This window comes from Priestia sp. 40 (assembly GCF_049368575.1).
GTDB lineage: Bacteria > Bacillota > Bacilli > Bacillales > Bacillaceae_H > Priestia > Priestia zanthoxyli.
On record NZ_JBMPZA010000026.1, the window covers coordinates 269,700 to 282,500 of the forward strand.

A 12,801-nucleotide genomic window follows, 5' to 3' on the forward strand; every position below is an offset into this window, starting at 1 on the left:
TTTCCTTTCGTTTTCGTGAAAAGCTTCCTACTTTTACACAAGGGGGTATTTAAAGCAAACAACCTTATACGGCTTATGGTTGAGGAGAGAAAATACGCTGTTTTAAAAAAAGGTTGCAAACAGCAACCTTTTTTAGTTAGCAAGCGCATAATTCCGTAAGAATAAACCTACACAGCCGCTGATTACAATCAGTCCTCCTGCCGTTAGAAACGCCGCGGTCACATTTAGCGAAGCAACAGCGCCAAGCAGCAGCACCGAAAGCCCAAACGTCACATATGAAACGCTCAGCGTAGCGGAAAGCACCTTAGGAAGCTTTTCTAAAGGAACGGCCGTTTGTGTAAGCGTGTAAGAACACGTAGCGCTTATTTGAAGGGCAATGCCAATAGCGAAACTAAGTAAAAGTGAAAGAAAAGGCACAGATATCACTCCGAACAATAATGTAAAGAAACCTGAAAAAAGACTGCCTAGTATTACGATATGATAAAGACTTCTCTCTTGCTCAACTGAAATCTTCAGCAAAACGAAACCACCAAGAACCGTTCCAACAAAAAAACTGCTGTTAATATATCCCCACCAAGCTTCATTTTTATTTAATATCTCTTTCACAAACACGTAGACAATTGCTGATGCCCAAACGCCGGCAGCCATCCCTTCTAAAACCTCCATGACTAATAAAACCCGCAGGCGCGGATAATGCCAAATTAGCTTCCATCCCTCTTTTAACCCTTGTTTTTGCTTCGTTTTAGAAGAATGAGCGTTCATGCGAATGGCCTGCATAAATATGATTGACAAACTGAATAACGAAAATGACAGCCATAAAAGGCCAGTAGCATCCCAGCTAATGATCAGAAAGCTTCCAAGCGGATAGGCTGCAATCTGAATCGTTTGATCGGTGACATTAAACATACTGTTCCATTTTAACAGCTTCTCTTTATCTACTAAATGAGGAAGCATAGAGCTTTGAACCGGAGCTGCCCACCCATCGAAAAAAGCAATAAACGCCACGCAGCACAGCATGCTGATAAGCGACATATGCCACAAGAAAAACATAGACAAAACACTGGTTTTTAACAGCTGAGACACAACAAGAATACGCTTAGCCCTGTAGCGATCTATAAGAAAAGGCACAGTAAAACTGCTCAAAAACTTAGCAGCCGTAATGGTAAACGGAATGCATGAAAGCAGCACAGGAGAACTATTTTGAGCATAAAGAATGCTGATTAACGCAACAATATATAATACATCTGCTAAATTGGCTTGGCTTTGACCAAACCATAAAAAAAGTACGGAACGATTTTTCACGACAATCCCTCTTTCTTTTTAGTATGACTGAAAAGAAAGAGAATCCTACACGTAATCAACCCCTTTATATAGCGGCTTGCTTTTATCGACTTATTACAATCATATGCTTTTTGCACAACACAACTTTTTTATATATTAAAAAATACAAACAGTTAAACAGTATCGTAAAAAATCAAGAAATTGTCGTGAAAACGAAGTTAGATTAACTATAGAATATCAGAGTTATAGAATCAATACTTTTTACATAATTTTCTTTTTTCTTCTTTACTTCTAAATAACCTAAGCTTGCCATATACATAGATGGACGAGTACTCCTATTAAAATTTAACGTATAGGGTGAGGAATATTTTTTCGAGAGTGGTTTCGATTTGCTGTGGCAGCTTATTAATTGGACTAGGGCTAAACGGATTTATTGCTCCGTATCACTTACTAGACGGTGGACTTATAGGATTTGGGCTTATCGTATATTATGTGTTTGGAACTCCTATCGGAATGTCCATTTTCTTTTTGAACGTACCTGTCTATTTATATGCTTTTTTTCGTCATCGTCAAAACTTTTTTTATGGAAGTATAGGTTTATTTGTTTCTTTTTTTATGACAGAATGGCTGTCTATTCTCGAAGGCACGTTGGAGCTTCCTTTGCTCTTTAGCTCATTGCTTGGAGGCGCACTCGTAGGAATGGGAATAGGACTGATGCTTCGCTACGGCATCAGTTCGGATGGGCTTGATTTAATTGCTATTATTGTATCAAAAAAATGGAAAATCAATATAGGAGTAACCATTTTTATCTTAGACAGTACGATTATGATAGTGGGCTTACATATTATCGGATTTACTGCTTTTTGCTATTCCATGCTTGTTATTACGATGAGCAGCATAATGATTATGCTCTTTACTTCTCCCCGATGGCTCTCTTCATAAAAAAAACGCTGGAAGTTCCAGCGTTTTTTTATCTGTTTCCGACTATCATATTTATGTGATTGTGGAGAACCGTAATCGTTGAAGGTGTTGTCGTTTCTTTTTCTCCATCACAATCTACCGTTTTTTCAGGAGTAGTTTCGATATGGACTTCTTTTGCACGAAAATGCATAAGGTTGCTGTCAGGGTTAAGCTGTTCCTCATCAGGGCTTGTTTGTAACCATGCCATCACGGGCTCGATTCCCATTTCTTTAATAACGAATACATCTAATAATCCGTCTTGAAATGAGCTGTTTCCTAGCATAGCGCGAGTTCCTCCTAAAAAAGGACCGTTCCCAATTAACACCATAACAGCTTCTCCTTCATAGGAAGCTTTTTCGCTCGTCATTTTTAGGTGAAAAGGCTCTGCTTGATTTAAAGTTCTACCTACGCTCATGTAGTAAGAGAGCTTACCAAATTTCTCTTTATTTTCTTCTAAAATATTTTCAGATACATCAGCTACGAGGCCGATTCCCCAAAAGTTTAAAAAATAATCTTCGCCATGTTTTCCAACATCCACTGCCTCCGTCTGCTTTTCTATAATTTGCTCCACTGCTTTTAAAGGATTTTGATTCATTCCAATTGCACGCGAAAAGTCGTTGCACGTTCCTCCAGGTAAAATAGCAAATACAGGGCGTTGCTTCAGCGGAGCAAGAGCGTTGATCAGCTCATAAATTGTCCCGTCTCCACCTGCTCCAATAATGACATCCGCTTTGCCTTCCAATTTTCTTACCAGATCGGCACCATCTCCAGGTTGCTCTGTTTTATATAAAGTAACCGTCTCAAATGCAGTGTTTAACCGATCACATATAAAGTCAATTTCATTTACTAATTTTTTGTTTCCTGCGTTTGGATTCAAAATCACTGCTGCCTTCATCTTTCTCTCTCCTCTATTCATATCTTTCGTTTCACCTTTTTTCCCTTTATTTTAAAAAAACAAACCTTTTCAAATATGAACGTTTTATGAAACCATTCCAATAGTACTTTTTTTACTTTCAAAACCTGCTATAATAATTTTCGGACTTGTATTAACAAAAGATGGTTATTGAGAGGAGCTTTCTATACGTGTCAATAAAATGCATGACGCAGCTATTTGCAAGTTGTTTTGTTTTTTTACTTTCCTCAGTCGCTACTTGGTATAACGGCTCTTCGATGCTTGAAGGACCTTTATCAGCTAGTTTGACCGGAGGGCTAACAAAGTCCTCGGCGGTTCATCACTATTCTCACATCGATTATTTGTTATATACAATTAAATTCCACCCTCAGTTTCCAATTATGATGATGGTGAGCGGAATTTATTTGATTGTATTACTATCTATTATTGGCTTCAAAAAGCGGTATGGATTGATTAGCTCCTGCTGTTTATGTATCACAGCTCTCTTATGCTACAGCAGCTATAAACTTTCACATACCCCTACCGAAGGTGAGCACGCCATGATTACCTCTAGCTTAGCTGCAGCAAGTTTATGCTTAGCAGTCGGATTATTCTATTTATTAAAGCGATTTTATTCTCAAAAAGAATATATTTAACCATATGAAAAAACGTCGGATCTACCGACGTTTTTTAGGTGAAACCGAGTTTATTTATTGATTTTGTTCAACTGGCGTATAACCTATATACGCAGACTGCGGTCGGTAAATACGATTATTTTCTGACTGCTCTACGACATGAGCTGTCCAGCCAACTACACGGCTTGCTGTGAAGGTTGGGGTGAATAGTTCAGACGGAAGCTCAACCGCTTTCATAACTGCTGCAGCGAAATATTCTACATTGGTATAAATGCCTCTACCCGGCTTGTATTCATTGAGTAACTCAATGGTTTTATCTTCAATTTTAACAATTAAATCAAATAGCCCATTGTCTCCTGAAATTTGTTTCGATACTTCTTTTAATGCTTCTGCTCTTGGGTCATGTGTGCGATAAACGCGATGACCAAATCCCATGATTTTCTCTTTATTATCTAATTTTTTACGAACCCAAGGCTCAATATTCTCTTCACTCCCAATTTCATCAAACATGGTAATAACACCAGAAGGAGCTCCTCCATGAAGCGGACCTTTCATCGCGCCAATTGCTCCGCATATAGCTGAAACCATGTCAGATTCGGTAGATGAAATAACGCGTGATGAGAAGGTTGAGGCGTTCATCCCATGCTCAATTGTCAAAACAAAATATGCGTTCAGCGCAGTAACCAAACTTTGATCTGGAATTTCTCCGTTAATCATGTATAAATAGTTTGCTACATGATCCAAATGCTCGTTAGGCTCTACTACTTCTAAATCATTCATTTTACGATACCAATAGGCAATAATGGTAGGTGTTACAGCTGTAATCGCAAGCGCCTGCTCTTTTGTCGGAGGCCAGCTGTATGAAGGGTCTCCTAATGCTGAGATACATGTGCGAAGCGCGCTCATCACTTCTGTATCTTTTGGCAAACAGTCCATTAACGCAACAATATTAGCCGGAAGCGTACGATGAGTCACCATTTTTTGTTTAAATGCTTTTAAATCATCATGATTTGGCAGCGTGCCGTTCCAAATTAAATAAGAAACTTCTTCAAAAGAATAATTGATCGCCAAATCTTTTGCCCAATATCCGCGATAAATCAGCTGACCTTTCTCTCCATCAACATGCCCTACTTTTGTTTCAGCTGCAACGATTCCTTCTAGTCCTTTAACGTATGTCATCTCAACCACTCCCCCAATTATTTTTAACAAACCAGCCCTTTTTTCTATGTACGGCTCGTTTGCAGAATGAATAGACTCACCTTAGTGGTGCACTATACCATTTTATTCCTCTTTCTTAATTGTCAGAACAGTATACAAAATGAACATTTCAACACGTGTTATTTCTGCGCTCGCGGCTTTGTTTTACGGGAGAAAAAAATATTTTTCTAGGATTTTCTTCGAGGGTGCTTTTTTGTTAACGCTTACAAACATGCGGATTTCTAACGTATTTAGAGGAATTTGATGTGCTATATTTAGATGAATCACTATTCACTTCCTTATGTAAGAGTTTACATTTATTTGAATCATAAGTAAAATAGATAAATAGAATAAATAGTATGAAAACTAAGAATACTAGTGAGGAGAATTTATGGATATTCGAGAACTGCAACATTTCATGGAAGTAGTCAATCAAAAAAGTTTCACGAAAGCAGCAGCTGCAATTCACTTGTCTCAGCCAGCATTAAGTAAAATTGTAAAGAAACTAGAAGAAGAACTCGGCGTAGATCTTTTTGATCGCTCTACTCGAAAGCTGACGTTAACCGATGCAGGACAGATTGTGTATGGGCAAAGCCAAAAGCTGGTATCCACTCTTCACGAGCTGCATGCTCTGTTAGATGATTTACGGAATCTGCCTACAGGAGATATTAAAGTAGGAATTCCTCCTTTAGTAGGGACTGTTGTTTTCCCGATGATTGCAAAAAACTTTACAGCAAAACATCCTCAGGTGAAATTAGAGCTTGTGGAGCTTGGCGCAAAGCGAATTGTCGAACTTGTAGAAAACGAACAAGTAGACCTTGGCATTATCGTGTTGCCTATTCAAAACCCTCTTTTTCACATCTATCCGTTTATTGAAGAAGAGTTTAATTTATACATTCATCATGAGCATCCGCTGGCAGCTAAATCAATTGTTGCTTTGAGCGAGCTTAGAGAAGAGCCGTTTGTCCTGTTCAGCAAAGATTTCTCTCTTCATGATCGCATTATTCATGAGTGCATTCAAGCGGGCTTTCATCCAAAAATAGCGTACGAAAGTTCTCAATGGGATTTGATTATTGAACTAGTTGCTTCTGAATTAGGTATTGCTATTTTACCAAAGTCCGTGTTTCCAAAAATCAATAACCCTTTTATTAAAAGTATTCCAATTGCCGCACCTACTCCAATGTGGGAGCTCGGCATCATTTTGAAAAAAGATCGCTATATGTCATATGCTACACGAGAACTTTTGTCCTTTCTCGTCGACCAAGATATCATTTTACCGTCTCATACGATGTCAGCAAACTCTTAACAAAAAAGCCTCTTCTTTCATTAGGAAGAGGTTTTTAGTCATCTTTGCTATCTTCTTCAATCTTTTTTGTCATCCGATTGACTAAAAAAAAGCATCCCCCTAGCAGAACTAGCAGCGCAATCCATTCTTCTATGATCATCTTACCCCTCCGAATATGATTTAATAAATGTTTAATTGTAACAAAAGAAGTGTATACAGAAAGAGGAGAAGAAAGTTATTCTTTCTTCTCCTCCACTCTTTTAACTCACATTTTTATTCACGGCAATAATTTCACTCAGGTTATTCATATAAATAATTTGATCACCAAAGGTTCTATTTTTCAAAGCAGCCGTATGGTGCGGCTTCATGCCAATAATATAGCATGTGATACCCATGAGATAGAAGGACTGCATAAAGCCTGCAAAAGCTTGAATTCCTTCGGTCGTTAATATATCTAGGCCTCCAAAGTCAAATAGAAGCGTGGTGTAATTTCCTTCATGCGCAAAGTTTTGCAAAATGGACGTATTTTCAGCTACAAGAGCTGTATCTAAGTCTCCAAAAAGAGGTATAAGTCCTACTTTAGAGGATAACTTAATAAAAGAAGCGGACAATTGCTTAATTTTTTGTAATGATTTTTCAAGACGTTCTTTTTGTTCAAGCAGTTCAAAATCTGTATCTGCTAATCGTTTCCGATGGTCTTGAACAAGATTCGTTAGCTCTTGTATACGTTCATCTTGGCGAATACAAACTAAATGACCTATATCGCTATCCCATTGAATCAAGCATTCAAAAAGTGAATACGGCGAATCATTGGTTTGCATCACAAGCTCTACTTTCTGAATAGCCTGGCCTCGGCTTTGGACAAGCGTTTGCTCATCATGAGGTTCGTCTACAGACAATTCTCGAGAATCTTTTTGGCGCAAGCTTAAAAACTTTCTCGCCTTTTCTTGACTAAATACGTCTACAAGATCTAAAAAATTAGCTGAAGGCTTAAATAAATGACCTGATTGTTGTGACCATTCCAAAATATTAAATTCAGTATCCACTAAAAAGTAAGGAATTGGAACATATTCAAGCATCGACATTAACTTCCACTCCTTTGTGATAACTGATTAACCAGTTATTTAGTTGGTGAAGATCCGGAATTAGGCGTGTATGCTCAGAACAGTAAGAACGGAAATCAATTTGAGAAACTAAGCGCCCTCCTACCATTACTGTTGGTCTCGGTTCTAATTTGTCCAAAGTTTTGGTATATTCAGCAAGCCTCTCAATATGATAAGGGATGCTGACAGATAATCCTACCATGTGCGGCTTCCATTCTATAGCCATTTTCTCAGCGTATTCCAGAGGTAGATTGGCTCCTAAAAAGCGAGTATTCCAACCATGTTCCTCAAACAATAAAGCCACCATCTTTAAACCAATGAAGTGCTGTTCTTGTTCCAAGCATAGAAGCAGTGCCCTTGGAGCGGTGTCTGAAGCGTGTCCCTGAATTTTTTTATAAAAGCGATAGCGAGTTAGCACATAATCACACGTCGTAGTTGCAACATGCTCATCAGCTACAGAAATGATATTTTCTTCCCACATATCTCCAGTTACTCGCATTGCGGTTGTAATTAAATTTTCATAAATATCTAGGCTGTTCTTTCCTTGTTGGATTTCTTCTAGCACAATTTCCCAAGCGCTGTCTTGATCACCAGCTAATAAATAGCCTACAAATTTTTCTACTTGAGATTTCATTGTTTCACCTCAGTAAACGTAAAGCTTTTAAGAAACTTGGATAAAAGCTTCTCGTCTTTCTTTTTCAAGATGGCCTAAAATGTATACCACTTCTAGACTAACACATGTTGCTAATAGCAACAACCTAAAAATAGAATAATAACTTTTTATTTTACTACACTCAGTAAAACATGACTAGTATTTCTTTAAATATTCTCCTTTCCCTTTTATTTACGAAAAACACCTCGGCATTTTTTACCGAGGTGTTTTTCCAGTTGTCATCATTTCGGCTCAAAGAATGTAAGTTCGTCTCGTTCTCTTTTAAGCATTTCTACTTATCTTCCACTTTCAATAGACTTTCAAACATATGTATTTATGACTCTTCTGCTCCGACCATAATACTGATAAGATAGAGCGCTGTCATAACTGAGCCGATTGTATTCCATATCAAATGAATATATTGGCTGGTCGCCATAAACAAGTATACGCTTAGCGATAGCAGCACCGTTCCGAACAAGAAAGACCATTTAAATAATGGCAGTGGCCGGTTAAACTTTAGATGCAAACAAAAAATAAGAATGAAGCCTACTAGCGCCATCACAAAGAAACTAACGTTAAATAAATTGATAGTTATCACATTTGTTCACACTCCCTTTGCCCCTGAAACTATTATAACATATTTTTCCTTATCTTTATTCTTTATCTAGAAGCAAACGCGTCGAAAATTGTTTTTTAAACGTGTTTATGTCACAATATTTTTATAAAAATTCCAAGGAATGAGGGAATGCATTGACTATACCTGAAGCTCAAGATTCAAAATGGTCCATTTTAAATAAGGCCCTTCATAGCTCACAAACTGGCATTATCGTGACGGATCCTTCTTTACCTGATAATCCAATTATTTACCTTAACCAAGGGTTTTCCCTTATGACCGGCTATAAGGAAGAAGAAGTATTAGGGGAAAATTGCCGTTTTCTACAAGGCCCTCTTACAAACCCGCACCACGTTGATGAAATTCGCAGCGCTATCAGCCGCAATCAGTCAGTCTCTGTTACGCTTGTGAATTACCGAAAAGACGGCTCATTCTTTCATAATCAGCTAACGATTGACCCAACATATATAGAAGAAGAAGATAAATATTACTTTATCGGTGTTCAAAAAGACGTAACCATAGAAATTACAGCCCAAGAACAGCTTCAGCAAGCTTTGGAAGAAGTTGAAAGGCTATCTACTCCTATCGTGCCAATAGAGGAAGGAATCTCTGTTCTTCCATTAATCGGAACGTTAAACGAACGGCGTATAGAAATGCTATTTAATAGCTTCACCTCGCGTAACACAACCAGCAAAGATCGTTATTTAATCCTAGACGTATCAGGGTTAGCGCAATTTAATGATTCATTCGGTCGTGATATTCTTAATATTTACAATTGGCTGAAGCTCATGGGAACTCAGCTTGTTTTAACAGGAATTTCTCCTAACATGGCCATACATATGAGCACTATAGAAGATGATATGTCCTTTATTTTAGTCTATCAAAGCATTAAAGATGCCTTACCGAAGCTAAAGCTATAAGTCCAAAAGTGGTTCTTTATGAAAAAGAGTTAAAATGCATGAATATGTCAGTTAAAAAATGTTTATTTTTTAATAAATTGGGTTTGAGAGTATACAGTTAGGGAAAACAAGGCGTATAGGAAAATAAATGCGCTTCATAATGGATTTATTTATAAGCATCCTCACTCTAGGTCAGGGGATGCTTTTATGCCTTTATTTATAAATCAATCAGACTATACATATATAAGGAGAGTCTTCATGCATAAAAATCAGGACTTATATCATTTTTTCAAAGAACATTCTCTTCAATTAACTGAAGACTGGTACAATCAGGTCGACGATGAAAATGAGTTTTCTGTCTATTCGAGTAAAAATCCAGCAATTGTGAAAGAATTGAAGCAGCAAAATCAAGATTATTTTCAGCATTTATTTGACGTATTTATAAAAGATGAGGAGTATTTTTTTTCGGATTTTCAGCAGTGGTCAATAGAACTAGCGCGTGATCCAAAGCATTTAAGTACGCCTCTTCACTTTATCGTTCGAGAATATTTTAATTCACAAAAAATTGCCATTAATTACTTAAAGAAGTTTATCTCTTTGCATTCGGATGAGATAAGCGTAGATAAGATATTTATGTGGTATGACATTATTGTTAAAGCGTTTGATCTATCTATTTATATCTTTATTCAAGAATATCATAAGAATACGCAAGAACAGCTGAACGCTCAGAAAGAGTTAATTAATGAATTAAGTTCTCCTGTTATCATGCTTCAAAACAAAGTTGCACTTCTGCCTCTTGTAGGAGATATTGGAACGGTCAAAAGTCAGTTTATTTTAGAAAACACGCTTCAGCAATGCTCAGAAAAAGGCGTTGAACATTTATGTATTGACCTGCTCGGTGTAGCTACGATTGACACGATGATGGCACAAGAGATTTTTAATTTGGTAAAAGCTCTTCGTTTAATCGGGGTGCAAACAATTTTATCTGGAATTCGACCGGAAATTTCTCAAACGGCAATTCGTTTAGGGCTTTCATTTGAACATGTCAAGACTACTTCTTCTCTTGCACAGGCGCTTAATTCTATTAGTTAAACATATGGCTCTCTATTACAGCATAGAGAGCCATATCTATGGTGTTTCAAATTTCACTGGGGTATAGTAGGCACGCCCGATTAACTTTTTCCCGTTGTTATCTTTCCAATCTGCTACGAGTATATACCGATCACTGTCACTGTTAGAGGCAGAATCTACTATAATAGCAGATGTTTTTTTTATGTCCTTTTTTTCTATTATGTTTTCATAAATAGACTGATTGCGAATTTGTTTGTAATAAAGCGCATTAGGTTTTTTACCATCTATTTTAATGGACACTTGACCACCTTGAGAGACGGGAATACTATCTTTCATAACAATTTGTCTAAAATTTTTCCGTTCGCCAAAATCAGCTTCACATTCGGTCCAGCAAAAAAATAAAGGCTTGATGATGGCTTCTTTGCCTTCGGCTATTATTTTTATAGCGGGTGGATAAGGATCTTCAAGCGTTTCAGCTGTAGGAACCTGACATGCGGCTAATGAAAATAAACTAAATAGGATAACCACCACTTTTTTCATACTATGTCCTCCCTTTTTTGTGAACGTGGTGCACGTAAGTGAGTGGGTGCATAGTATACTCTTTCGCCTGCAACCAAAAGATTCCTTTTAGAATCAATAAAAAAACAGCTGCCTATTTGTTTAGACAGCTGTTTTGTTCTATTTACTTAGCATACTTATTTCTTTTTTCATATCTTTTTCTACATATTCCATTAAATCAGATACGTAGGTTTGAAGCGGTTTTGTTGCGTCTTTGTGATCATTCATCGTTAATTCATAAATGCTATCGATATTATCAATCATCAGTTCCATATCATCGATGACGCCCGTATGCTTATACATCGTTTTCATCGTAGGATCAAGGGAAGCTAATTCATTATATTCATAGTTTATCGTATTTGAAATATCATCGAGTTCATTGATAAATTGCTTTTTGGTTTTTTTTTCGGCCATAAGCTGATTATACTCTTTAAAAGCAGTTTGAAGGTTTTTCTGAGAGGCAGTCAATACTTTCAGCTGTTCTCGTCCTAAATAATAATCATAAATACTAGTAACAGTAAAATATCCCCCAAATGTGAGCGCGATTCCAACAACCAAACCTATCCAAAACGTGCTCGTTTTAAAAAAATGTTTCATAATGACTCCTTTTATCTGTGTTCTATGTACAACACTAGCTCATGCTGCTGCTTTGTCCTAGGATACACCAAAAACGAAATGGAAGCTACACTTTTTTAAAATTTTGTCGAATTTTGTCTCTTTTTTGTGAACTGCAGCACATTATGTTCCATTCCTATTTCTCCATCTGTATACATCAAATTCGTTAACTGCTGTAAAACCAAGTTTCTCATAAGCTGGCTTTCCTGCACTTGTAGCATGCAAGATACACGTATCCGCCTGTTTTTTTGCTTCAGTAAGAACTTCCTTCAAATATGCGGTGGCCAGGCCTTTTCTCCTCATATGTCTAGCTGTAGTGATACAATACAAACCCGCTGTACCGTCACAAAAAAAGAGAGACCCAGCCACAGCTGGCCGGTTGTGATAAAGACCTAGATATAAGTGATATTGGTCAGTGTGCTGCATAAGCTCCCCAAACCTTTCAAGAAAGTCAGCTTGATATTCTTTTGGTTTTTGATAGCCGTCTATGTATACCGTTATCCATTCTTTCAATTCAGCTTCTGTGTGAACTCGCTTACATCGAAACCCTTCTATTCCTGTATGTATGTATTCTTTTTCTTGAATGTGCTGAATCATTCCGATCCACTTTTCATAAGGAACAAATCCATTTTTATGAAGAACTGGACCAAGGTTATCATATGAAGATGGACCAACAATCCATAGAGGTTCCTCCCCTTTCCGAGAGCATATCCCTAACGCAGGCTCAATATGACGGGTTCCTGCATATATGCCGCGATTGTAAGGAGATGCAGAAATCCATTTAATTTCCGACGTATCCACCTTCACAGATTTCTTCGTATGCTGAAAATACATCCAGTGCTGAATTAAGTGCTGTTCTACTACGTCGCTTTGATTTTTTATTTTCACTTCATGTCTCCTTTCTCTTCTAAACTATGTTCCTTTTTCTATTATATACTAGTTAGTCTATTTTCTATGATTGTATCGCAGTTCTAAAATCCTTTTACAAGTTTTTTTATTTTTTTTTGCTATTCTATGAATAGTTTTCTTTTAAGTGGGGT

15 protein-coding genes are annotated in these 12,801 nt (G+C 37.3%); 6 read left to right on the forward strand and 9 right to left on the reverse strand.

Annotated elements, in window-relative coordinates:
• Nucleotides 1-132: 132 nt before the first annotated feature.
• Nucleotides 133-1,302, reverse strand: coding sequence for an MFS transporter (locus ACO1DI_RS27610; RefSeq protein WP_042992052.1), 1,170 nt, complete (start codon nt 1,300-1,302; stop codon nt 133-135).
• Nucleotides 1,303-1,325: 23 nt separating this feature from the next.
• On the opposite strand from ACO1DI_RS27610, the gene ACO1DI_RS27615 reads away from it, so the two are divergent.
• Both ACO1DI_RS27615 and ACO1DI_RS27620 read left to right on the forward strand, forming a co-directional pair.
• Complete coding sequence (locus ACO1DI_RS27615; protein ID WP_014459405.1) at nt 1,326-1,508, forward strand: hypothetical protein; 183 nt, start codon at nt 1,326-1,328, stop codon at nt 1,506-1,508.
• A gap of 151 nt (nt 1,509-1,659) precedes the next feature.
• Complete coding sequence (locus ACO1DI_RS27620; RefSeq protein ID WP_014459404.1) at nt 1,660-2,223, forward strand: YitT family protein; 564 nt, start codon at nt 1,660-1,662, stop codon at nt 2,221-2,223.
• 28 nt (nt 2,224-2,251) lie between these two features.
• Here the strand turns inward: ACO1DI_RS27620 and ACO1DI_RS27625 are convergent, their stop codons facing one another.
• Nucleotides 2,252-3,136 carry a diacylglycerol/lipid kinase family protein gene (locus ACO1DI_RS27625; protein ID WP_042992051.1) on the reverse strand — a complete coding sequence of 295 codons (885 nt, stop codon included), beginning with the start codon at nt 3,134-3,136 and terminating at the stop codon, nt 2,252-2,254.
• 188 nt (nt 3,137-3,324) lie between these two features.
• Here ACO1DI_RS27625 and ACO1DI_RS27630 point away from each other — a divergent pair, with 188 nt between their 5' ends.
• Nucleotides 3,325-3,789 (forward strand): DUF4306 domain-containing protein, encoded by a 465-nt coding sequence (locus tag ACO1DI_RS27630; RefSeq protein ID WP_223260182.1) that lies wholly within the window; start codon nt 3,325-3,327, stop codon nt 3,787-3,789.
• 54 nt (nt 3,790-3,843) lie between these two features.
• On the opposite strand, the gene ACO1DI_RS27635 is transcribed toward ACO1DI_RS27630, so the two are convergent.
• Nucleotides 3,844-4,947 (reverse strand): citrate synthase/methylcitrate synthase, encoded by a 1,104-nt coding sequence (locus ACO1DI_RS27635; protein ID WP_014459401.1) that lies wholly within the window; start codon nt 4,945-4,947, stop codon nt 3,844-3,846.
• A 409-nt stretch (nt 4,948-5,356) separates the two neighbouring features.
• Between ACO1DI_RS27635 and ACO1DI_RS27640 the strand changes: the two genes are divergently transcribed.
• On the forward strand, nt 5,357-6,271 hold the full coding sequence (locus ACO1DI_RS27640) for a LysR family transcriptional regulator (RefSeq protein WP_014459399.1): 915 nt from the start codon (nt 5,357-5,359) through the stop codon (nt 6,269-6,271).
• Between the two features lie 239 nt (nt 6,272-6,510).
• Here ACO1DI_RS27640 and ACO1DI_RS27645 read toward each other — a convergent pair whose 3' ends face one another.
• The 3 genes from ACO1DI_RS27645 to ACO1DI_RS27655 all read right to left on the reverse strand — a co-directional run bounded on the left by ACO1DI_RS27645 (nt 6,511) and on the right by ACO1DI_RS27655 (nt 8,603).
• On the reverse strand, nt 6,511-7,335 hold the full coding sequence (locus ACO1DI_RS27645) for an STAS domain-containing protein (protein ID WP_014459398.1): 825 nt from the start codon (nt 7,333-7,335) through the stop codon (nt 6,511-6,513).
• The gene (locus tag ACO1DI_RS27650; protein ID WP_014459397.1) at nt 7,322-7,987 is read right to left on the reverse strand and encodes a cobalamin B12-binding domain-containing protein; all 666 of its coding nucleotides are present in this window, start codon (nt 7,985-7,987) and stop codon (nt 7,322-7,324) included. The genes ACO1DI_RS27645 and ACO1DI_RS27650 overlap by 14 nt, the downstream gene beginning before the upstream one ends.
• A 352-nt stretch (nt 7,988-8,339) precedes the next feature.
• Entirely contained in the window at nt 8,340-8,603 is a 264-nt protein-coding gene (locus ACO1DI_RS27655; protein WP_014459396.1) for a hypothetical protein, read from the reverse strand.
• Nucleotides 8,604-8,755: 152 nt separating this feature from the next.
• Here ACO1DI_RS27655 and ACO1DI_RS27660 point away from each other — a divergent pair, with 152 nt between their 5' ends.
• Nucleotides 8,756-9,538, forward strand: coding sequence for an STAS domain-containing protein (locus ACO1DI_RS27660; RefSeq protein ID WP_014459395.1), 783 nt, complete (start codon nt 8,756-8,758; stop codon nt 9,536-9,538).
• Nucleotides 9,539-9,775: 237 nt separating this feature from the next.
• Nucleotides 9,776-10,609 (forward strand): STAS domain-containing protein, encoded by an 834-nt coding sequence (locus ACO1DI_RS27665; protein ID WP_014459394.1) that lies wholly within the window; start codon nt 9,776-9,778, stop codon nt 10,607-10,609.
• 36 nt (nt 10,610-10,645) lie between these two features.
• On the opposite strand, the gene ACO1DI_RS27670 is transcribed toward ACO1DI_RS27665, so the two are convergent.
• From ACO1DI_RS27670 to ACO1DI_RS27680, 3 genes are all read right to left on the reverse strand, one after another.
• A complete protein-coding gene (locus ACO1DI_RS27670; protein WP_423145782.1) occupies nt 10,646-11,128 on the reverse strand; it encodes a hypothetical protein in 483 nt (160 codons plus the stop codon).
• 138 nt (nt 11,129-11,266) lie between these two features.
• Nucleotides 11,267-11,743, reverse strand: a complete 477-nt coding sequence (locus ACO1DI_RS27675; protein ID WP_014459392.1) for a hypothetical protein — start codon at nt 11,741-11,743, stop codon at nt 11,267-11,269.
• Between the two features lie 141 nt (nt 11,744-11,884).
• The gene (locus ACO1DI_RS27680) at nt 11,885-12,649 is read right to left on the reverse strand and encodes a GNAT family N-acetyltransferase (protein WP_115654295.1); all 765 of its coding nucleotides are present in this window, start codon (nt 12,647-12,649) and stop codon (nt 11,885-11,887) included.
• Nucleotides 12,650-12,801: the final 152 nt, after the last annotated feature.